Here is a 20,482-nt window from a genome sequence, read left to right on the forward strand (position 1 = left end):
GATCGCCGGCGCGTTATCTTTGTGGTCTACCGCTCCGCCGCTTCGACGTGAGTCAGGAGGCTGCGGAGCAGCGTGGTCAGGTCGATCCGGTCCTCTGGGGACATGAAGCCGGTGAGCTTTGCTTCAAAGTCGGAGACAGAGCGGAGCACAGGAAGGATGGTTTCCTGGCCCTTCGGGGTCAAACGAATCAAAGCCCCGCGACCGTCCTGCGGGTTGCTTTCCCGGGTTACCAGCCTGGCGTCCACCAGTTTGTTGATCCTTTTAGTGGTGCCCGCCGGAGAGGTGAGGAGATCGGAGGCCAGTTCCGACGGCGTCATGGGCCGGCCCGTCCGGGTCAGCAAAGCAAGGATATCGAACTCCGCCCGGCCGATGCCGCAGCTCATCAGGACGCTATCGCTTTGAAGCTGGATGAGCTGGGCGAGCCTGCGGACCCGAGCGATGATCCCCGCCGGTTCACTGCTGACATCAGGAAAGATACCCTGCCACTGATCCTGTACCCTGTCGATGTAGTCGCCGTGATCGCCGTGATCGCCGTGATCGCCGTCTACGTAACCGCCGGGTGCCATCATTTTTCTCCCTCTCTCGACTTCTGACCGTCGCAATGTGCCCGTTCGACGGCGTAGGCGTCACCGGATTTCCGGGTGGGCCTTTGCCCCGGATCGGCGTTCTATTTCAGCGCGGCCGTTGTTGCGGGCGTGAATTTGTCTTCCAGGAAATGGTTGCGCGGAGTCATCATCCACCCACCGGCCAGCATGACCAAACCCGTGAGGGCGAAGATGATCAGGGCCGCGGTCCAGCCACCGGTCGCCGCGAACAGGGTCCCGCCCAGCAGCGGCCCGAGTGTGCCGAAGAGGTAACCGACGCCCATGGCGAACCCAGCCAGGGCAGCGGAGCCGGCGGCGGTGCGGGTGCGGCGGTTGAACATCGTGATGGCCAGCGGGAACGCCCCGCCGCCAAGGCCCATGATGAACGCCCAAAGCATAGGGGTCCCGGGATTGAGGATCAATCCGATATAGCCCACCGGGTAGACGAGGGCGAGGACTGCCGCGAGCGGGAAAACGCGCTTTATCTTCGTGGCCAGGAGCGGGACGATGAAGGCCATCGGCAGTGTCATGAAGGTGAAGACGGAGAATGCCGCGCCGGCGGTGTTCAGGTCCATGCCGTAGCCCTTGAAGATGGTCGGCAGCCACGCGAGCATGCCGTAGGTGTTCAGCGACGCCATCGCGTAGAACAAGGCAGTGCCGACCGCGATCCGGCTGGTGACCAGCTGGGCCAGGCCGAGCCGCGGGCCGGAAGCGCCGGGAATGGCGGCCACTGTCCCGGGGGTGCCAGCGGTGGAACCCGCCCGGCGGATGCGGGCCAGTTGGATGAGCCAGGGCAGCGCGGCAGCCAGTGAAAGGACGGACCAGGATGCGATGGACACCCGCCAGCCGGCGGCGTTATTCAACGGCACCGCGGTCATGGCTGGCAGTGTCGCGCCGGCCTGCATCAGCAGGGCGAACGTGGTGAGCACGGCGGCCTGGCGGTCCGGGAAGTACTTCTTGACCAGCGGTGCCCCGACGACGTTGCCGAAGCCCATACCGAACAAGGCCACCACGCTGAGCAGGAAGAACAACGGGACGCTGTCGGTCAGGGACCTGCCGAAGGTGCCGGCGGCGGCCAACAGCATGGCTGCGGCCGCAGTCAGCTCGGGTCCGCGGCGGCGGATCAGCACCGGCGCCAGGAAACCGGCGACGCCGAAGCTCAGGGTGGGCAGCATGCCCAGCAGGCTCGCGCCGCTGACGCCGATGCCCAGCTGTTCCCGCACGACTGGTAGCAGCGGGGACAGGCCGGTGACGGCGTGCCGCAGGGTGATCCCCATTAGCACGATGCCCAGGATGAGTATGACGCGCCCGCGCCAGAGGCCCCCGTTACGGGGCGCGGCGGCGGTGCTGTCGGCGGCCGCAGTGGTTGAGGTCGACTGCGGGGCCATGGTTTCGGCGGCCATCAGACGGCGGCTTTGGAATCGGCGTCGATGGGGAACATCTGCCCGGAGATGGTGCGAGCGTGCGGGCCGGCCAGGAACAGGACCAGCGCGGCGATGTCCTCGGGATTGATGAACTTTTTAACGGACTGATTGGCCATAGCGGAGTCGATTTCCTCCTGGACCGTGCGGCCGGAGACGGAAGCGCGGCCTTCGAAGACGCTCATGATCCTGGGGCCGTCCACGGCGCCGGGATGGATCGTGTTCGAGGTGATGCCGAACGGGCCCAGTTCCATGGCCAGGGTCTTCGCGAAGCCCACCAGGCCCCACTTGGTGGTGGAGTAACCCACACGGTTTGGGTAGCCGAAGCGGCCGGCCAGCGAGGACATCGTGACGATCGAGGCGGCGTCGGATTCCTTCAGGAGCGGGATGGCCCGCTGGGTGACGTTGAAGGTTCCCTGCAGGTTGACGCCGATGACAGCGGCGAAAGCACCGGCGTCGTAGTCTTCGACCGAGGCGGTGGGGCCGGCGATCCCTGCATTGTTGATGAGGACGTCGAGTCCGCCGAGTTCGCTCTGGACATCCGCGAAGAGGGCGGCGACGGCGTCGGGGTTGCTCACGTCAGTGACGGAGCCGGTGATGTTGGCGTCGCTGCCGGTCACGGCGCTGACCGCCTCGGCGTTGATGTCCGCGATATGGACCCGGGCCCCACTGGCGGCGAAGGCACGGGCGATGGCCAGGCCGATTCCGTTGGCTCCTGCAGTGATGAGGACGCGTTGTGACATTGCGGTTTTCCTTAGTCGATGCGCCGGGGCAGCGAACCTAGGGCTGTCAGGGCGGAATTTCTTTTACATGCAAAAGCATATACCTATTTCGCCAGCGAACTATCTATGATTTCGATCACCGTGACGGACCCTGGTAGCGAGACGCTGCGTCAGCGGCCTGGGGCTCAGGTTCGAGGAGGTCACGCCGAGCATGCGCAGCATGTCTGGGGATTGGGCCTTCCGTCGATGCGGTGAGGGCATGTTCTGCGTTGTCGGAGACCTTGCGCAAGAGTGCAGCCAAGGTGGCCTGTTCCTCGTCGCTTAGGTCCCGGAGTACTTGTCGATCGGCAGTACTTGTCGATCGGCGTCCAAGCAGTCTGGTCACGAAAGACCGGATGTCACCCGCTCATACGTTAGTGACCACGGATCCCTCCCCCGAGCGGTCTCTCTCCACCCGTCCCTGCCCAGATCCCGCTGCAGTTCTTCCAGTGCAGCCGTCATCCCCGGAGCCCGTTGCTCTTGAGGGGAGATCGGGCCGACTGACCCTGCAACGGGAAAGGTAGAGCTCCTGTAGCGGATCTTCCCGTCGACCTGGCCCACAGAACGCTGTCGGGTGCTCCCGTACTGGGATCCGAGGATTGTCAGGATCCTTGCCCACCATGAGGTATCTCCCACGTCGTCCAAAGCCACGGTAAGGGTTGCTGCAGGTGGGGTCATCCACCAATGGTTACTCCGGGACTGCACGGTGTAAAGATTTACCGCCAGGGCGGACTCATGGTGCGGCCGACCAACCGGAGGGTCGAAATAGTCCAGGTCACGACAATGCCTGCCCGGACAGTGGAAGACGACTCCGTCCCAGCCGAAGTTCCCCATCCCGACCCGGCAACGCCCATTTCGCGAAGAAAATGTGTCGCGAACCGGGTGGCGAGCCGGGGGCCAATCCGGCGCAGCGTGACTGCGGAGCGGTGCCGGGTCGATGGCCCGAGGAGCTCGGAGGCTATTGGCCCTTCTTCGGGGTCTTGTTCGGCACGTGAGTACGTGTTCAGGGGCGCTACCCGGTGGCGGGGATTTTCTGGGCGGCGGGGACAATCTCGATCTGGTACGCCATCGCTTGGTTGGCCGGTGCGCTAAAAGGCTGGCAGGGGCGGTCCTGGCTCTGGACGGCACCCGGTGGGATCCTCCAAGATTCCCCGGCATCCCTGGAGGCAAAAAGGTCCCCAGTCGGGTTCCCGCTGCGGTCTGACACGGAAGCGCATCTCAAGCCCTTCCGGAACGCGGGAAACGTGGAGATGCGGTCCGGACCCAGCAAAATGCTCCCTCTTCATCTTCGCCAGTTTCCCTGACGTGCACTACTTGAGGCTGAGCACGTCGTCGATCGGACGGCCGTTGACGAAAACTCGGGCGCTCGTGGCCGCGGACGCAGCCATGGCGGTGTACTCCAACTGTGCCTTCGCGCGCGGGATATCGCACACGCCCGACAGCATGAACTGCCCGGAGAGGTAGATCGTGATTGTGCTGCCGTCTAACTCCCCGCCGAGGTAGGTGAGGTTCGATTGGTATAGGACGTTCACGAGCCCGGACATGCCGACGGCGCGGCTCTTATTCGCAAGCAAGGTCCTGATGCTGGGGCCGACCTGGTCCGTGAAGCTGACCGGGGCCGTGGTCGTGGCGACGAGACTGTCGCCGCAGCCGATCATCGGCCCGGAAGTGCCGTTGTCGCCGATCGCGACGTAGTAGACCGTCAGCGGCGCGACCTGCTCCGGGAGCCCTGTGGGGGTAGTCGCTGCCGGACTCGTGGGGGTCGGTTCAATCGACGGGCTGCTCGGCGCGGACGGGCTCGCCGTCGCACTTAGGGTGGCGACGGGGGTTGCTGTAGCACTCGGTGTGGAAGAGCTACTCGTGGGCGCCGGGGCGGAAGGGCCGAAACAGGCTGAGAGCGCAAAGAGGGCACAGGCCCCCAGAACGCTGAACGCCGCAAGCCTGCGTCTGGCCATGATGCCCCCTTTGGTGTAGGCCCCCGATTTTCAGGACTCCACAGCCAACCTACGCCGGAGCCCTCCTCCGGAACAGGGACTAAAGTCCGACGTCGACGCCGACGCCGACTATTGCTGTGGGCTCGACCCGCTTGGATGTTGCGGGGCCTCGTCCTTTGAGTCTCAGGACGTTTACCAATGGCGGACCAGCATTTTCACCGCTGTGGCTGCGGGAGCTGGCTGATGCGTGGTTGTCTGTCTCCACGGACAAGGTCGCGAATGCCGGGTTCAAGATCGCTTCCCTCGTGGCCGGAATGCTGGCCGGGGCGGACTCGATTGTTGACATGGCCCGGTTGCGCCACGGCGGAACCGGCAAACTGTTCGCCAACGCGTATGCGCCCTCGACCCTGGGTTCGTTCCTTACGGGCATTCACGTTCCGGGCATGTCCGCCAGCGCGGTGCTGTGGCGTCCCGCCTGCTGGCCGGCTTTGCCAAACATGCGCCGCTGTTGGCGGTGCAATCAACGGGCCAGTTCGTTTTCCTGGACGTTGATGACACGATCGTCGAGCTCCACGGACATCAGAAACAGGGATCCGGCTACGGATACTCCTGGATCCGGGGGACGAACGCCCTGCTGGCCACGGCGTCCACCGCGGACTGCCCGCCGGTGGTTCTCTGGCCCAGCAGCTGCCCAAGGGTGCGGCGAACACGGCCCGCGGTGCCAACCGGCTGATCACTGACGCGTGCTCCACGCTTAAACGCACCGGCAACACCGCTCGTGTGCTCGTCCGTGCCGAAGTCGCCGAGGTTCCCTTCACAGCGTTCAGCTCCCGGGAGAAAGCCGAACAGATGCCCGGCCGGCTCGTGGTGCGCAGGATCCCGGACCTGAACCCGGGAACCGGTGAAGGGCAGTTGACTCTGTTCGATACCTGGCGCCACCACGCGTTCTTCACCACCGTCCCCGCCTGGGCTCTGGACACGGTCACGGCCGATAAAACCCAGCGGGCCATGCCCTCATCGAGCAGGTCCACGCCGACCTGAAGGGCAGTTCCCTGGCTCACCTGCCTTCCGGGAAATTCACCGCCAATAGCACATGGCTGGTGCTCGCAAGCATCGCGTTCAACCTCACCCGCACCGCAGGGATCCTCTGCAAGGGTCCTTCGCGAAAGCCAGGACCGGCACGATCCGGCGACCCACCGTCGATCGATGGATCATGGCTTGGCAGCCACCATTCGCAATTCGTGGATCTCATTTTTCGAAGCACGGAATGCCCGAAGTCGTCTGCATAACTACGGCTGGTGCTGCGGCCGGACGGCAGAGCCTTGTCAAACGGACGTGCCCTGAGAATGGTCGGGGACCACCCAGGAGTTCCTTGCCTTCTGGGATTGTTCAGTTAGAGACCGAGTGGCAGCATAGTGGAGTCCGAGTGGCGGGTGTGGTAGGCGATACCGCGCGGCGACAGGACTTGTTCTATGCCGGATATCATTCCCCCTATGAGGCCAGCCTCGTTTCCGAGTGTGCTGTGCATCAGAGATAGATTGCGTGTGGCCAGCGGCTGGGCCTGTTGGTAAACGACGCTTCTAATCTGGGCAAGAATGTCTTCCGTGCACTGCGTGATCGCACCCGCCAGAACGATGCGGGCTGGGTTACAGAAATTGACTAGGTCTGCAACTGCCTGGCCCACTATTGTGGCGCTTTCACGCACCACGCTCACGGTAGTGGGATCACCTCGCACGAGCAGATCAAAGAGTTCGCCTTCACTTACCGGCTTTTTGCGAAGTCCTGAAACCCGTTCCGCCATGGCGCCAAGGGATGCAACCGCTTCCAGGCAGCCATGATTTCCGCAGCGACAAAGGGTGTCGAACATTACGTCCACCTTAGTGTGCCCAATGTCGGCGGCTGCCCCGTCGGCTCCATGGAGCAGAAGCCCGCTCTCGCTGACGAACCCGCCGCCTACTCCGGTGCCGATGCTGATCATTAGTAGGGGAAGGAACTCTCCGCGGTAGGAGCGAGCTTCTCCTAAAGCCATTAGGTTCACGTCATTATCGACGATGACGTCGCAGCCGAAGCGCTGAGCAAAGTAACGGCAAACCCCAACCCCGTCCCACCCCGGCATGAGCGGGGGGCGGACGGCGATGCCGAGTTTGGCGTCGACAGGTCCTGGGAGACCAACGGAAATGACAAGGGCATCTTTTTCGCTCAGCGCGTTGTTGGTTAGCATCGATTCGAAGGACCTGGCGATAGCATCCAGAACCTGGTCCGGGCCGTCGTCGACGGACGCGAAGATCTCATCTCTCGCGACAATCTGCTTGTCAAGCGTCGTAACCGCCAGCCTCGTCGTCCGGCTGGACACGTCTGCCACCAGGATGACGCCTTTGCCTGCACTTATCCTGAACGCCTGCGCCGGGCGCCCCCGGTTGCTTTGGGGCCCAAGTCCCGCGTCTTCGATTAGGTCATGGTCGAGCAGGACATTGAGGTGGTTTTCGATAGTGGAGCGGGCCAGACCTGTTGCTTTCACCAGATCCGTGCGGGTGGTGTCGGTACCGTCCGCGATGAGCCGCGCTACCACGCTTCTGGCCACTACTGCATCAGGAGCCAGATTTTGCTCCTGATGCAGCAGCCCGACTTCCGTCCACAACGAACCCATGTGACGCTCCTAGCGCATTCGAAGGCCTTATTTATGTCGAAAAAATAATAAATCAGGCACATTTTGCTTGATTGTTGGCTCTTTTAGAGTAACTGTATTGGCTAATTCAGCGGTAGACACAGAGGTCTACAGATGCCAACTATGCATGGAGGCATGATGGTAGCCCGTCTCGAGGTGAAAAACCTTTCAAAGCACTTCCTGGGTGTTCAAGCGCTGCAGGACGTCAGCTTTGACCTGCACGCGGGGCAGGTCCTGGCGTTGATCGGCGAAAACGGAGCCGGAAAATCGACGCTGATCCGGATACTGTCTGGAGCGCATCAGCCGGACAGCGGTGAGGTCACGATTAATGGCAACCCGGTTCAGATTCACAGCCCCAAGGACTCCGAAGCCCACGGGATCGCCACGGTCTATCAGGAGTTGAATCTTTTCCCAGACCTCAGCGTCGCGGAAAACCTGGTATTCGGCGCCTACCCTGGCAAGGGTGTGATTGATTGGAAGGCCGCCAAGCGCGAGGCGCGCGATTTTCTAGGAAGCCTTGGTCTCAACGTCGATGTCAACCGCAAGGTCCGTGAGTTGAGCGTGGCCGAAAAGCAGATGCTCGAGATCGCGAAGTCGTTGCACCGCAACGCGCAGGTTCTGATCCTCGACGAGCCGACAGCAGTTCTAGGCGGTGAGGATGTTGATCACCTGCTGGAGCTCGTGCACGGTCTGAAAGAACGTGGCATTAGCATCATCTTCGTTTCCCACCGGCTCGAGGAGGTCTTCGGTCTCGCAGATCGATACATCGTTCTGAAGGATGGAAAGCTGACGGGCGCTGGCAGGATCTCCGAGACGAGCCACGATGATCTTGTTTCCAAGATGGTGGGAAGGGAATTCACTAGAGGTGAACGTGAAGTCAACGCCACCCTCGGAGAAACGGTTCTTGAAGTCAGACACCTCACGCGCGAGGGCGTGCTCAACGATATTTCATTCGATGTCCGGGCCGGCGAGGTGGTCGGAGTGGCCGGCTTGCGAGGCGCAGGTCGCACCGAACTTGCGCGAGCAATCTACGGAGCAGACACGTACACCAGCGGTGAGGTTCTGTTAAAGGGGAAGAGCCTGAAAGCCGGGAATCCGCTCAAAGCCATCGACGCCGGCCTCGGGCTGGTTCCGGAGGAGCGGAAGACCCAAGGATTATTCACGTCGCTTTCGACGGCCATGAATATCCCCCTGGTCAGCATGTTGAAGGACCGGAGGACGAGTGTATCGCCGGGACGCGACCGCAGGCTGGCCGCCCGGTATGCGCAGACGCTGCGCATCAAGCTTTCCGACGTTTCTGCCCCGGTGGCTACCCTCTCGGGTGGCAACCAGCAGAAAGTGGTCCTGGCCAAATGGCTGGAAGCGGGAGTCGATGTCCTGATCCTTGATGAACCCACGCGTGGGATTGACATCGGCGCCAAACAGGAAATCTACGAATTGATCCACGAACTATGCCGACGGGGCCTGGCCATCATCGTGATCTCCTCGGAACTTCCCGAGGTCCTGGCTCTCAGCCACCGAATCCTCGTGATGTACCACGGGGAGGTCGCAGCCGAACTCGAAGGCGCCGTCGCCACTGAAGAAGAAATCATGTTCCACGCCGTTGGAGGTAAGTGAAGTGTCCACTCAGACAACCGGGCAGTCGTCGAACAGCTTGTCCCTGAAGCTACGCAATAACTGGCTACCGATTCTTTCCCTGGTGATTGTGGTCATCGTCGTCGCGGTGGCCGTCCCTTCGTTCTTCCAGCCCAGCAACCTCCTAAATGTCGGGCGGCAGTCAGCGATCGTCGGAGTCATTGCCATCGGTATGACCTTCGTGGTCCTCACCGGAGGCATCGATCTTTCCGTAGGGTCCATCCTTGCTCTTTCCGGAGTCACCACCGCTCTCCTCATTAACAACGGTCTGGTCGTTCCCCTGGCAGTTGTGGCCGGTTTGCTCGTGGGCGTGGCCGCTGGAGTGGTCAACGGAATCGGCGTTGCCGTCCTAAAGGTCCAACCGTTCATCATGACGCTGGCCACGATGGTGGCAATCCAAGGTGTTTCCCTCCGTCTTACCGATGGCGGCCCCAAACAGTTCGAGAATCTGAACGCGTTCTTCGACTTCATCGGAAGCGGAAGCGTCTTGGGTATACCGGGGCCATTCCTCGTCTTCCTCCTGGTCGCCGTAATGGGAATCCTTGCCCTGCGATACCTCGCGTTTGGCCGGTTCATCTACGCAATTGGCGGCAGCATGGAAGCGGCCAGACTCTCCGGTGTTCAAACCACCAGAACCGTGATCATTGCCTACTCCATCAGCGGGCTGTGTGCCGCGCTGGCCGGTGTAATGACGGCAGCACGGCTTGGAGTCGGTGATCCAACTGCAGGTAGCCTTTCCAATCTCGACGCCATCACCGCTGTTGTCATCGGAGGCACGAGCCTGATGGGAGGCATTGGCGGGGCCGTCGGAACGGTCTTTGGCGCCATCCTTCTGGCCATCCTCTCCAACATCATGAACCTGCTGGGAATTTCGCCGTTCGACCAACAAATAGTCAAAGGCGCAGTCATTGTGATCGCTGTTCTGATCGCCGCACGCGCAGGAGTCCGCCGCTTCCGCGAACGCCGAACGGATGCCCCGAAAGCCGCAACGACCCGCGCCCCAGCAGTGTCAGCACCTGTTTCCAAGTAATTCCCGCCGATTCTACCTCACCACCCGCACCAAAAAGTGAAGGATGCAATGATGCACACCCAAAAACGCCGGATCAAGCCATTCGCCGGCATTGCCGCAGCAGGATTCGCTGTGACGTTGCTCGCCACAGGCTGCACCGGACAGAGCACTGCCGCTTCCTCAAACGAGGCCGTAGGAACCAAGCTCGCCCCGAGTATCTACTGCGGTTCCACATGCACGGCCCAGCTTCAGCTCAAAGCCGATCCAGCGAGCGTCGACTGCAAGGTAGGAGTCTCCTGGAGCAGCGCCTCCTTCCCCTACGGGGCGAAATCCACCCAGCAGATCCCCGAATTCGCCAAAGCCTTCTTCTCGAAAATGAAGGTCACCGTCAGCGACGGTCGGGGGGACGCCACCACACAGTCCAGTCAGGTTTCCGAAATGATCGCGCAGGGAATCAAGGTCCTGATCATCTCCCCCCAAGATGCCGATGCACTGGCCGGTGTGGTTAAGCAGGCCACCGCGGTCGGTATCAAGGTGATCTCCGCCGACCGTCAGGTAAATGCCGATGTTTCGACCTACATCGGCTCAGACAACACCGAGGCCGGAGTCGCCGACGGCAAAGCCATGGTTGCTGCACTGAACGGCACCGGTAACATTGTCGAGCTTTCCGGCAGCCTCGGTGCTTCCCCGACGATCGCCCGTGCCGCAGGATTCCGCCAGGGAATCCAAGGATCAAACCTTCAGATCATCGCCAGCCAGACCGCCAACTACGACCGCGCAACCGGCCTGAAAGTCATGGAAGACATGTTGCAGCGATTCGGAAAAGGCAAAATCCAAGCCGTCTACGCCCACAATGACGAGATGGCATTCGGCGCCATCCAAGCAATCAAAGAAGCCGGCCGGGAAAGTGAAATCAAGGTCTTCGGAATCGACGGCGAGGCCGACGCGCTCACGATGGTTAAGAACGGAAGCTACGCCGCCACCGTCGGGTACCCGCTAGTCGTCAAGGAATCCACCATCGCCGCTGCAAAGCTGTGCGCAGGCGAACCAGTCGATGCCCGCATAAAGCTCGACTCAACACTGATCGATCAGAAAAGCGTCGACCAGTATCTTGGCAAGGCCCCCCAGTAGACCCTCGACTGACAAAAGGAAACATCATGAAAATCTCTTACAACACCTGGGCCTACTCGAGCTTCTTTGTCTGGGTGCCCTCGTACACGCTTGAGGAGACCATCAAGCGGATCGCCAAGCTGGGGTACGACGGCATCGAGATCGGAGGCGCAGCCCCGCATGCCTACCCGGCCTACCTTGGAGCTGAACGGCGGGCCGAGATCAAGGACCTCCTTGATGAACATGGTCTTTCGCTTTCCAGCATGCTTCCGGCTCCTTCCGGCGGCCCCGGAAACAACCCGGCTTCGCCGTACATTGAAGAGCGCCGAGCGACTATAGAGCATTATGTCGAGTTGGCCGAGCTTACCGCCCAGTGGGGCGGCAAGACACTGATCTACCTGCCCGGATGGATGATCTTCGGCACGAGCCGGCGGCAGGCCTGGGCATGGACCCGTGAATGCCTCACGGAAATCGCAGACCGGATCGCCCACACCGGGGTGACCCTTGTGATCGAGCCCACCTCGCACGACACGAACCTGTGTGAAAGCGCCGACGATGCCATCGAACTCATGGAAGACGTCAACCGCGAGAACGTCAAACTCATGTTCGACACCTTCCACGTTATGTACCGCCGCGAGGTCAACACGGACTATGTCTACAAGATGGGCGACAACCTGAAGCACATCCACATTTCCGACAACGACCGGCTGCCTCCCGGTAAAGGCATCGGTGACTGGCCGGCCTTGGTGGACGCCATGCTGGACATCAAGTTCGACGGGTACCTGACGATGGAAACCGGCTTCCACCAGCGCGGGATTGAGCCGGACGAGGACGCGCGGTCAGGGATCGAGTTCCTGCGCCCGCTCGTGGAGGAACGCAAGAAGCTGCGCCTGGGCGCGCAGGTATAAGGAGGACGACGTAGATGGCGTCGAAATTTGTGCTCGACTTTCCCCTGATGTTCCTCAACCGCGAGGAAGCAGCAGTCATTGATGCCCTCGTGGGGCAGATCATCCCGTCCGAGCCAGGCTCGCCGGGTGCCAGGGAGGCCGGGGTAACGGAATACATCGATAAGGCTCTGGCGGGATTCCTCCGCGAGCTGCAGCCCGTGTACCGCAGCGGTCTCATCGCGCTGGCCGAGTTCACGGCAGGCATCACCGAGGGACGGTTCCACGATCTGGCGGACGGCCAGCAGGAAGAGGTTGTCCGGCAACTGGCTGAGCTGAGCGAACGGGATCCTTCGGACTTCGCTGGCCAGTTCTTCCGCATCGTCCGCGAACACACGGTGCAGGGTTTCTTCGGGGATCCTGCATATGGCGGAAACCGGGAGCTGGTCGGCTGGGAGCTGGTCGGGTTTCCCGGAGCCCAGTGGGGGTACACGGCCACGCAGATGGCTCCGGACTTCAATACCCGCACCATTCCGATGCTGACCATAAAGGATCTTTACTCCCGTATTGGAGGAGCACAATGAGCGAAAACTTCGACGCCATCATCGTTGGCATGGGGTCCACCGGCGGAATTCTGGCCGAGCAACTGACCAAAGCCGGTCTGAAGGTGCTTGGCCTGGATAAGGGCCAGGACTACACCGAGGAAGATTTCGCCATCAAGCAGGACGAAATCAGGTACTACCAGCGGGGCGCCATAGTCGCCGGGGTGAACGTCGACCCGGTGACCTGGCGCGCCTCCGACAAAGACACGGCCCGCATCCTTCCGTGGTCCGCCGGTGCCTTGGGCAATGATGAGCCTCTGTACGGCCTCCCCTCGATTGGAACCGGAGGCGGCACCCTGCACTGGGGTGCTGCTGCCTACAGGTTCAGGGAAGCCGACTTTCGGATGAAGAGCGCCATCGCTGAACGTTTCGGTGCCGATGCACTCCCGGAGGGCTCCACACTGGCGGACTGGCCCATCCGCTACGGTGACCTGGAGCCGTACTACGATCGGGTGGAATACGAGCAGGGCATCTCCGGCTTGGGCAACACCGGCGGGGTGACGCCCGAAGGCGGCAACCCGTTCGAGCCACCGCGCAGCAGGGACTACCCGATGCCGCCGGTCACGCAGGGACCCGGGGACGTACCCTTCGTGGCGGCAACCAAGCGGATGGGCCTGCACCCCTTCCGCCAGCCACTGGCCATCAACTCACAGGAATACAAGGGCAGGCCCGCCTGCGTGAACTGCGGTTTCTGCCACGGCTACCCGTGCCACGTCAAGGCAAAGTCCACCACCCAGGTCACCTCGGTGCCGGCAGCCAAGGCGACCGGCAATTTGGACCTCCGGCCCCTCAGCCGGGTTTTGAGGATCAACCGGACCACGGACGGCAAGCGCGCCACTGGGGTGAGCTACCTCGACAGCACAGGCACGTACCGGGAGGCGACTGCCGACACGGTCATCTTGACGGCCTATTCCCTGGAGAACGTCCGGCTGCTGCTGCTCTCGGACATCAACAGCAACGGCCAAGTGGGCCAGCACTTCATGACCCACAATTTCGGCTGGTTCACTTCCATCCTCCCCGAGCCAACCAACCCGTTTCTCGGCACGTTCAACGCCTCCAGCGCGGTGGACGACTTTACGTCCGAACTTGTGCCGAACAACGACCTAGGGGTCCTCTGGGGATCTCCCATCATCAGCGTCGTCGGGGACCTCCAGCCCATCGAGGCGTACCACAACATGGATCCCCGGACCCGCAAGTGGGGCCTGGACCTCAAGCATTGGCTGCGAGACAACTACACGCACATGCACCGCATGTACTCGCAGACCACCAACTTCCCGTACGCGCGCCATTACGCCGATCTGGATCCGACCATCAAAGACCGCTGGGGCCAGCCGGCGCTGCGCATCACCCATGACTGGGACGACCACGACGCGAACTCGGTCACGCTGATGGGCCGCTACAAGGAGAAAATCGCCCGCGAGATGGGGGCGAAGGACTACTGGATGGATTCGCCCCGGCCCCCGTACCACCTCTCAACGCACGACGTCGGGGTTCACCGGATGGGCGAGGACCCCACCAAGTCAGTGACGGACATCTATGGCCAGGTGCACGAGTGCGAGGGGTTGTATGCCATTGGCGGCGGCCAGTTCGTCAGCTACGGCGGCTACAACCCGAACCAGACCATCCAGGCATTGGCCTACTTCAGCGCGGAACACCTGCTCAAGAAGCTGGGCGTAGACGGCGCTCACATGGGGGTCCTCCGTGCCTCATGACTTCTCTACCGGGCCATTGGATCCATCGACTCCACCCAGATTCGCCCACAAGGTGGCGTTTGTCACTGGCGGGGCACGCGGACAGGGTCGCAGCCATGCACTGCGCCTTGCACGTGAGGGAGCGGATATCGCCCTGGTGGATCTAGGGTCCGCGGGCCATGTGGACGATCCGCGCTACAACACCGCCACCAGCGCCGACCTTAAACAGACCCGGGAAGACGTACTTGCCCTCGGCCGGCGTTGTGTGTCCTTCGAAGTCGACGTGCGCGACTACGACGGTCTCGCACGCGCCGCGGCAGACACCGCCGCCCGGCTGGGCGGAATTGATTTTGTCATTGCCAACGCGGGCATCACTGACGGGTTCCACCGCACGTGGGAACTGCCCGTCAAGAACTGGCAAACGATGATCGATATCAACCTCACCGGCGTTTTCTACACCTGCAAGGCAACCGTGCCGCACCTGATTGACCGCGGAGCGGGTTCTGCCATGGTCCTGATCAGCTCCGGGGTAGGTTTGAAGGCCGTGCCGCGGCTTCCCCACTACGTAGCCGCGAAGATGGCTCTCCGAGGCCTGGGCACCTCACTGGCCCAGGAACTGGGGGAATACGGCATTCGATGCAACATCGTCCTTCCCGGCGGCATCAACACGGAAATGACGACGGCCATGGTGGAACTGAACAACGTCCCTCGGGAGCAACTGCTGGCAGGCTTCCGCGCCGGGCAATTGATCAACGCCGACCTAGAAGTCGCGGACACCACCGCCGCCGTCCTGTGGCTGCTGTCCGACGAAGCACGCCTGGTCACCGGTCTTGAAATGCCCGTTGACGCCGGCGAGAGCAAGAAATAACTACTCGTACCATCAGAAAGGGGCACCCCTGTGCCATCCTCAAAGGTCCTCAAGGTCGGCATCGTCGGACTGGAATTCGGCGCTGAATTCATCCCTATTTACCAGCAGCACCCGAACGCCGAAATGTACGCGATCTGCCAGCGGACGGAATCCAAGCTGAACGAGGTCGGTGACCAGTACGGCGTCGAGGTCAGATACACCGACTACGACAAGATGCTGGCCGATCCCAACATCGACGTCATCCATATCAACACACCTCTGCAGCTGCACGCCGATCAGGTTGTGGCGGCCCTCGACGCCGGCAAGCATGTTGGCTGCACCATACCAATGGCGACTTCGGTGGAAGACTGCAAACGCATCGTCGATGCCCAGCAACGGACCGGGCTCACGTACATGATGATGGAGACCACCCTCTACAGCAGGGAATTCCTCTACCTCCAGGAGCTCTACCGGGACGGCGCCCTCGGAAAAGTCCAGTTCTTGCGTGCGTCCCACCATCAGGACATGACGGGCTGGCCCTCGTACTGGGATGGCATGCCGCCCATGTATAACGGCACCCACGCCATCGGGCCCACTCTCGGGCTGGCCGGAAACCAGGCCGAGTATGTCCAGTGCCTTGGTTCGGGCAGCGTCTTCGAACGGATGAAGGGCCAGTACGGCTCTCCATTCGCTATTGAATCCACCCATATCAAGTTCCTTGACAGTGATACAGGTGCGGAAGTGACCAGGCACCTGTGGGCCGTGGCGCGCGAATACCGCGAAAGTTTCGATGTATACGGGTCCATCCGGTCTTTCGAATGGGCACAGACCGAGGACGCGGCCCACGTTCTTTATCTTGGCGAGACTCCGGAACGGATTCAGGTCCCGGACTTCGCCGACCGTCTGCCCGAACCAATCCGACACTTCACAGCTGCAGGGGTCTACACTGCGGGAGGCGAATCGGAACACCGCTCCTTCGTTCAAGGAGGGGGGCATGGCGGTTCTCACCCGCACCTGGCCCACCGTCTTTTGCAAGCCGTCCTCGGCGATGCCGAGCCGTTCCCGAACGCCGTCCAGGCAGCGAACATTACCTGTTCGGGCATCCTCTCCCACGAATCGGCCATGCGTGGCGGGGAACGGGTCTATCTCCCGGAGTGGACCCTAACCGACAAGAAGCCAATAGTCGTCGAACTTGACCAGGACGTCCAGCCCCCGTGGGCCAAGGAATACGCGCGGACCCCCTAGCGGGCGGGTGCCGCAACTGCCGGCAGATCTGAAGCCTAGGCGCCTTTTCCTTCGGATCTGCCGACCGCCGGTTATCCACGAATCGACGGATGGTGGCGGCAGCGACGTGATCGTTTCGGGGAGGTGCATGGCACCACGCGGCAGGACAGGAGAACAGTAATGATGAATTTGGCCGGCGACGCGATGATTCCACAGCTTGTGACAAACAGCGAATTCCGCGTCGGGGAGCACTTTCCGGGAGGCGGTCAACCCCCGCGGGCGGGACTGAACGATCCGGCTGCTGGCGACGACGGACGGGCACCGACGTTCAGACCCCTTCCGCTGTGCATGGAGCTGAACCTGGGCGGAGTGGCCATGCTCAGGCACCACGTCGAGAATCTGTTGTCGTTGTGGTGCTCCGCCGCCGACGCTGGTGACTGCGGTTTGCTCGGCGTGCTGCTCGGAGACGCTTCCCTGTATATGGATGACGAATGCTTCACATCCGGTTCACCAGGCATGTCGGAATTCCTCCGCCTCTACACGCGGGAAAAGGCCCAGTCCACGCGGGTCTTTACGAATCTCAGCGTGTGGTGCGACAGCGATTTTGGATACTACTCGTGCTCTGTCCAAACATGGACGCTCGGTTCCGAATGGACCTGCAACGAGGTTAGCTCCTATGAGGGGCGCCTCAAATCCGGCCCGCAGGTCTGGAAATGGGACCAACATCGGGTCAGAAAACTCGGAAAAGGAGAGGATGCTCCACTATGACCACACAGATAACGCGACTGCAGCAGAACGATGGGCGGACCATACCGCAAATCGGCCTCGGCATTGACGGTCCCGGAAACCAGGAGACGACCGAAGCTGTAATGACCGCTTTAGAACTCGGATACAGAAGCATCGATACCGCCGCATTTTACGGCAACGAATCCGGAGTCGGTGAAGGCATTCGACGCTCAGGTGTGGCTCGAGAGGATGTCCACGTCACGACTAAGATTTGGGGTGATGACCATGGCTCCGGAAGTGCGGTGGCAGCTTTTGAAAGGAGTATGACCACCCTAGGGCTCGACTACGTGGATCTGTATCTCATTCACTGGCCTCATCCCGGGAAAGACAAGTACGTAGAGACGTGGCTGGCATTGGAAAAGCTTCTTGCCGAGGGCCAGGTGAAGTCGATTGGCGTGTCGAATTTCCAGCCACATCACCTTTCCCGCCTTTTCAGGGAGACGACCGTCCGTCCCGTGGTCAACCAAGTCGAGCTCCACCCCGGATTCCAAAACGAGCAGACGCGCCAGTTCAATACCGAACACAACATCCTCACGCAGGCTTGGTCACCTCTCGGCCGGGGCAGAGTCTTTGGAAACTCCAAACTAGAGGCAATCGCGCGGAAACACTCCAGAAGTCCGGCCCAGGTGGTTCTCCGGTGGCACGTGGAACTTGGCAACGTAGTGATCCCGAAATCCATCACGCCGGAAAGAATGAAGGAAAACCTGGACGTTTATGACTTCAGACTCGACGCTGAGGATTACTCCGCGATCCGGTCTCTCGAGGATGGGAAACGCACCGGCGACAACCCCGACGACTTCGGCTAGCCTCTTCGAGGTTTGCGAAGTATCGTGCACTGCTGCTTCCGGGCAACCCCCTCCGGATCAGGTCGACCGGGGCAAGAAAATGCGTCAATGCCCGGTGTCACCCGATGCCGGGCATTGACGCAGCTACCGTCGAGAGCAGTTTCCAGGAAACGCCCTCGTCCAGATCGTACGCCGCGGAACCGGCCCGCAGCCTGAGTACCGGCTACCTGTTCTAAGGGCCGGTACGGGATGAGGTGTCCGAGGTGCTTGGCGCCGGTCCCCGGAGCTCGGCCCGCTCCCGGGGAATGGGAATGGGAACGGCACGCGGCTTGCACACAGCTTCGATGCCATCTACCGCTGAACGCTTGTCCGGAAAATCCTTGAAGCGGGCCATCCCGGCCCGTCGGAGGCTGCGATCCTGAACCTTAAACAGCCGCGCTCATCTTCGAATAGTTCGAACGAACCGGTCATGGCAGTCCTCCTTCACGTCCGGCCATCAACCGGACGCTCGACGTTTCCCGTGAGCCCTGACGCGGCACTGTGTCCGGTGACCCTGGGTTGAGAATGAATGCGTAGTCGCGAAGAAAACGTAGTCGCGCAACATGACGCCAGGCGCCAACTACACCGGACGGGACCTGGGCTGGCCAATGCCTTTGCGCCCGAATCCCGTCACGACGCGGGCCCCGGTCTTCCTGCATGTCATGCTCACCCGCAGCCGCGGGCGTCGCAGCCACCAGTCTGGAACCCCTGCTCACGCGATAATGCCCCGGACCGACAGGCTCCCGTGGCCGGCCCACAAGGAGATCCGGCGCCGCTTTCGGTCCCCTGTCTTTCGGCGTTCACTGGGCGTGCCCTGATCACGTCCCCGGTACCGGACCGGCCCGGGTCTTTTGCCTCCGGATTCAATCAGTGAGGGATCGCCATGGAGATCAGCATCGGGGACCACTGGGACAGCCTCAGCCCCGAAACACGGCAATGGCTCGCCGAAAACCCCGGGTGCGTGGTGCTGCCGCGCACGATCACGGAGACGATCCATCGGGAAACCGGAATCACCGCGGACTCGGACCAGCACGCCCAAGCCAGTCTCTCCCCCGAAGACCTCGACTTCATCCTGGCCCGGTCCGAAGGAAGGCCCGCTCCGCCGGAACACCGGTTCTTCGACGCGATACAGCCCGGAGAAGGCTGACGTTGAGCGTGAAAAACAAAGGAGTCCCCCAGTGAATGCAGAACCACAGCCAGCACCGGAGCCTTCGCACGCAGCCACACCGGGCGCGGGCGCGCCGGCAGGACACCGACCGGTGGTCACCCGCGCCGGGATGGCATGGACGGCCACCATTACCGCCCTCGTGCTCTTGGTCCTGCTCATCGCGTTCATGGTGCAGAACCAGGACGCCGCCAGAGTCAGGTTCTTCGGTCTGGACGGGACCATCTCCCTGGGTATTGCCCTGCTCATCGCTGCGATAGGCGGCGGGGCCCTGGTCGCCGTAGCCGGTGCAGTACGCATCATCCAACTCAGATCCCGCAACCGCGACACGCCAACAACTCCACGGCCCTGACAGTAACGCCCGGCCGCAACCCATCCACGGAGCCTACGGAGTCAGCATTCAGGAACACCTTGCTGCCTGGCCAGTGCGCTCCGGGGGCAAGGGTGGTGCACCGGGCGCCGGCATCGTCGTCCGTGCTTGGCCCAATCGCCCCCAAATGATCAGCGGTGCCGGCCTCCGGGCTCAGCTTTGGAATATTCGGAATCAAACCCCGCGTTCTCCTCGTTGGGGAGCCCACCCGCGATGTAGATATCGGCGCGCGCCGATATCTGTGCCCCGCTTCGTACTCAGCGACTCGGGGGTAGGTGTGATCGTCAGCTCCTCGGACACCAACGAAATCCTGGGCCTCTCCGACACCATAGCCACCTACTTCCGCGGCGAACAAACATCTATCCGACCAGCGGAAGAGTGGACCGAATCCGCCCTCGTCCGCGAAGTAATGCACCGTGTCGCAGAAGGCCAGCGTAATTCGCTTCGTCAGTAGCTACACGCTCCCGCTCCTGGTAGCGGCAGTCTTCACGGTATCTGCCATCAGCACACCGGATATTCGCAACCTTTGCGAATATCCGCGCAATTCTCATCAATACCTCCATCGTCGGAATCATCACGGTCGCGATGACCTCAATCACGATCTCGGGCAATTTCTTCTCGCTCGGCATCGCGTCCTCGACCGTGCTCGTCGGGATCGTGTTCCTCGCGGTGTCCGGGCTGACCGGATCGGTGCTGGAGGGCCTCAGCGCCGCAGTTGTGCTCTCCGTGGTGCTGGGGGTCATGCAGGGCCGCCGGCCTCAACCCGGTCATCACCACCCTCGCCGTGGGCTCTATCGTCTACGGCCTAGTGGCAATCACCACCAAGGGTGCCGTGGTCACTGCGGGCAGCGTGGACGTGGCATGGCTGGCGACGTGGAACTTCTTGGAAATCTCTCTACCTGTCTATATCTTCGTGAAGGATGCGGCCTTCTACACGTCGTGACATGTTGTCTCCTGTAGATCTAGCGGG

Annotated in this window: 24 protein-coding genes and 1 pseudogene; 16 read left to right on the top strand and 9 right to left on the bottom strand. The window is 61.8% G+C overall.

What is annotated here, in order from left to right; genetic code table 11:
* Nucleotides 1-26: 26 nt before the first annotated feature.
* The 6 genes from ABD884_RS13440 to ABD884_RS13465 all read right to left on the bottom strand — a co-directional run bounded on the left by ABD884_RS13440 (nucleotide 27) and on the right by ABD884_RS13465 (nucleotide 4,721).
* Nucleotides 27-569, bottom strand: a complete 543-nt coding sequence (locus ABD884_RS13440) for a MarR family winged helix-turn-helix transcriptional regulator (RefSeq protein WP_345046424.1) — start codon at nucleotides 567-569, stop codon at nucleotides 27-29.
* A 98-nt stretch (nucleotides 570-667) separates the two neighbouring features.
* Nucleotides 668-1,987, bottom strand: coding sequence for an MFS transporter (locus ABD884_RS13445; RefSeq protein WP_345046428.1), 1,320 nt, complete (start codon nucleotides 1,985-1,987; stop codon nucleotides 668-670).
* Nucleotides 1,987-2,748, bottom strand: a complete 762-nt coding sequence (locus ABD884_RS13450; protein ID WP_345046431.1) for an SDR family oxidoreductase — start codon at nucleotides 2,746-2,748, stop codon at nucleotides 1,987-1,989. Before ABD884_RS13450 ends, ABD884_RS13445 begins: the two co-directional genes overlap by 1 nt.
* A gap of 115 nt (nucleotides 2,749-2,863) precedes the next feature.
* A complete protein-coding gene (locus ABD884_RS13455; RefSeq protein ID WP_345046433.1) occupies nucleotides 2,864-3,112 on the bottom strand; it encodes a hypothetical protein in 249 nt (82 codons plus the stop codon).
* Nucleotides 3,109-3,444: a hypothetical protein gene (locus ABD884_RS13460; protein ID WP_345046435.1), complete on the bottom strand. Its 336-nt coding sequence runs from the start codon at nucleotides 3,442-3,444 to the stop codon at nucleotides 3,109-3,111. The genes ABD884_RS13455 and ABD884_RS13460 overlap by 4 nt, the downstream gene beginning before the upstream one ends.
* A gap of 632 nt (nucleotides 3,445-4,076) precedes the next feature.
* On the bottom strand, nucleotides 4,077-4,721 hold the full coding sequence (locus ABD884_RS13465; RefSeq protein ID WP_345046438.1) for a hypothetical protein: 645 nt from the start codon (nucleotides 4,719-4,721) through the stop codon (nucleotides 4,077-4,079).
* Nucleotides 4,722-4,876: 155 nt separating this feature from the next.
* On the opposite strand from ABD884_RS13465, the pseudogene ABD884_RS13470 reads away from it, so the two are divergent.
* Nucleotides 4,877-5,901, top strand: a pseudogene (locus tag ABD884_RS13470) (transposase family protein); the annotation flags it as partial.
* A 192-nt stretch (nucleotides 5,902-6,093) separates the two neighbouring features.
* Here ABD884_RS13470 and ABD884_RS13475 read toward each other — a convergent pair.
* Nucleotides 6,094-7,281: an ROK family transcriptional regulator gene (locus tag ABD884_RS13475; RefSeq protein ID WP_345046442.1), complete on the bottom strand. Its 1,188-nt coding sequence runs from the start codon at nucleotides 7,279-7,281 to the stop codon at nucleotides 6,094-6,096.
* 219 nt (nucleotides 7,282-7,500) lie between these two features.
* Here ABD884_RS13475 and ABD884_RS13480 point away from each other — a divergent pair, with 219 nt between their 5' ends.
* From ABD884_RS13480 to ABD884_RS13540, 13 genes are all read left to right on the top strand, one after another.
* Nucleotides 7,501-8,982 carry a sugar ABC transporter ATP-binding protein gene (locus ABD884_RS13480; RefSeq protein ID WP_345046446.1) on the top strand — a complete coding sequence of 494 codons (1,482 nt, stop codon included), beginning with the start codon at nucleotides 7,501-7,503 and terminating at the stop codon, nucleotides 8,980-8,982.
* 1 nt (nucleotide 8,983) lies between these two features.
* On the top strand, nucleotides 8,984-10,030 hold the full coding sequence (locus tag ABD884_RS13485) for an ABC transporter permease (RefSeq protein ID WP_345046449.1): 1,047 nt from the start codon (nucleotides 8,984-8,986) through the stop codon (nucleotides 10,028-10,030).
* Nucleotides 10,031-10,078: 48 nt separating this feature from the next.
* On the top strand, nucleotides 10,079-11,140 hold the full coding sequence (locus ABD884_RS13490; RefSeq protein WP_345046452.1) for a substrate-binding domain-containing protein: 1,062 nt from the start codon (nucleotides 10,079-10,081) through the stop codon (nucleotides 11,138-11,140).
* 26 nt (nucleotides 11,141-11,166) lie between these two features.
* On the top strand, nucleotides 11,167-12,027 hold the full coding sequence (locus tag ABD884_RS13495; RefSeq protein WP_345046455.1) for a sugar phosphate isomerase/epimerase family protein: 861 nt from the start codon (nucleotides 11,167-11,169) through the stop codon (nucleotides 12,025-12,027).
* A gap of 14 nt (nucleotides 12,028-12,041) precedes the next feature.
* Nucleotides 12,042-12,587: a gluconate 2-dehydrogenase subunit 3 family protein gene (locus tag ABD884_RS13500; RefSeq protein WP_345046457.1), complete on the top strand. Its 546-nt coding sequence runs from the start codon at nucleotides 12,042-12,044 to the stop codon at nucleotides 12,585-12,587.
* Nucleotides 12,584-14,317, top strand: coding sequence for a GMC family oxidoreductase (locus ABD884_RS13505; RefSeq protein WP_345046461.1), 1,734 nt, complete (start codon nucleotides 12,584-12,586; stop codon nucleotides 14,315-14,317). The genes ABD884_RS13500 and ABD884_RS13505 overlap by 4 nt, the downstream gene beginning before the upstream one ends.
* Before the next feature lie 52 nt (nucleotides 14,318-14,369).
* The gene (locus ABD884_RS13510) at nucleotides 14,370-15,164 is read left to right on the top strand and encodes an SDR family oxidoreductase (RefSeq protein WP_345046463.1); all 795 of its coding nucleotides are present in this window, start codon (nucleotides 14,370-14,372) and stop codon (nucleotides 15,162-15,164) included.
* A 30-nt stretch (nucleotides 15,165-15,194) separates the two neighbouring features.
* Nucleotides 15,195-16,388 (top strand): Gfo/Idh/MocA family protein, encoded by a 1,194-nt coding sequence (locus ABD884_RS13515; protein ID WP_345046466.1) that lies wholly within the window; start codon nucleotides 15,195-15,197, stop codon nucleotides 16,386-16,388.
* Between the two features lie 159 nt (nucleotides 16,389-16,547).
* Nucleotides 16,548-17,135, top strand: a complete 588-nt coding sequence (locus tag ABD884_RS13520) for a hypothetical protein (RefSeq protein ID WP_345046468.1) — start codon at nucleotides 16,548-16,550, stop codon at nucleotides 17,133-17,135.
* On the top strand, nucleotides 17,132-17,959 hold the full coding sequence (locus ABD884_RS13525) for an aldo/keto reductase (protein ID WP_345046473.1): 828 nt from the start codon (nucleotides 17,132-17,134) through the stop codon (nucleotides 17,957-17,959). Before ABD884_RS13520 ends, ABD884_RS13525 begins: the two co-directional genes overlap by 4 nt.
* A gap of 581 nt (nucleotides 17,960-18,540) precedes the next feature.
* Entirely contained in the window at nucleotides 18,541-18,795 is a 255-nt protein-coding gene (locus ABD884_RS13530) for a hypothetical protein (RefSeq protein ID WP_345046475.1), read from the top strand.
* A gap of 65 nt (nucleotides 18,796-18,860) precedes the next feature.
* Entirely contained in the window at nucleotides 18,861-19,124 is a 264-nt protein-coding gene (locus ABD884_RS13535) for a hypothetical protein (RefSeq protein ID WP_345046478.1), read from the top strand.
* A gap of 31 nt (nucleotides 19,125-19,155) precedes the next feature.
* On the top strand, nucleotides 19,156-19,494 hold the full coding sequence (locus ABD884_RS13540) for a LapA family protein (protein WP_345046481.1): 339 nt from the start codon (nucleotides 19,156-19,158) through the stop codon (nucleotides 19,492-19,494).
* Here the strand turns inward: ABD884_RS13540 and ABD884_RS13545 are convergent.
* Nucleotides 19,451-19,690: a hypothetical protein gene (locus ABD884_RS13545; RefSeq protein WP_345046483.1), complete on the bottom strand. Its 240-nt coding sequence runs from the start codon at nucleotides 19,688-19,690 to the stop codon at nucleotides 19,451-19,453. The genes ABD884_RS13540 and ABD884_RS13545 overlap by 44 nt on opposite strands.
* A gap of 63 nt (nucleotides 19,691-19,753) precedes the next feature.
* Between ABD884_RS13545 and ABD884_RS13550 the strand changes: the two genes are divergently transcribed.
* Nucleotides 19,754-19,966, top strand: coding sequence for a hypothetical protein (locus ABD884_RS13550; RefSeq protein WP_345046486.1), 213 nt, complete (start codon nucleotides 19,754-19,756; stop codon nucleotides 19,964-19,966).
* 137 nt (nucleotides 19,967-20,103) lie between these two features.
* Here the strand turns inward: ABD884_RS13550 and ABD884_RS13555 are convergent, their stop codons facing one another.
* A complete protein-coding gene (locus ABD884_RS13555; RefSeq protein WP_345046488.1) occupies nucleotides 20,104-20,283 on the bottom strand; it encodes a hypothetical protein in 180 nt (59 codons plus the stop codon).
* A gap of 13 nt (nucleotides 20,284-20,296) precedes the next feature.
* On the opposite strand from ABD884_RS13555, the gene ABD884_RS13560 reads away from it, so the two are divergent.
* Nucleotides 20,297-20,455: a hypothetical protein gene (locus ABD884_RS13560; protein WP_345046491.1), complete on the top strand. Its 159-nt coding sequence runs from the start codon at nucleotides 20,297-20,299 to the stop codon at nucleotides 20,453-20,455.
* The last annotated feature ends 27 nt before the right edge of the window (nucleotides 20,456-20,482 follow it).

It is taken from the genome of Arthrobacter methylotrophus (assembly GCF_039539965.1).
Lineage (GTDB): Bacteria > Actinomycetota > Actinomycetes > Actinomycetales > Micrococcaceae > Arthrobacter > Arthrobacter methylotrophus.